The following is a 346-nucleotide window of genomic DNA, read 5'->3' on the forward strand; positions in this document are numbered from 1 at the left end:
GGTACTTAGATGTTTCAGTTCCCCTCGTTTGCTTCGACTAGCTATGTATTCACTAGCCGATGACACTAAGTGCCGGGTTGCCCCATTCGGAGATTCCAGGATATAACGCTTGTTATCAACTCCCCTGGACTTATCGCAGATTACCACGTCCTTCATCGCCTCTAATTGCCTAGGCATCCACCGTGCACGCTTATTCACTTAACCATACAACACCTAAACAGTGTCTAAACACGTTAGATATCGTATGTTGTTTCCAAGACGCTTGTGACTCATATTTTACATATGAAAAACAATCGTTTTTCGTGCACCTATTAGTTAGTAAACTAACTAAGTAGATACGTACTCA

The 346-nt window shown here is 42.2% G+C and carries 1 rRNA gene; it reads right to left on the reverse strand.

What is annotated here, in order from left to right:
• A 23S ribosomal RNA gene (locus tag GQR39_RS20140) occupies positions 1-204 on the reverse strand; the annotation flags it as partial.
• Positions 205-346 lie beyond the last annotated feature (142 nt).

The sequence above is a fragment of the Pseudoalteromonas sp. C8 genome, from assembly GCF_011378685.1.
Lineage (GTDB): Bacteria > Pseudomonadota > Gammaproteobacteria > Enterobacterales > Alteromonadaceae > Pseudoalteromonas > Pseudoalteromonas arctica.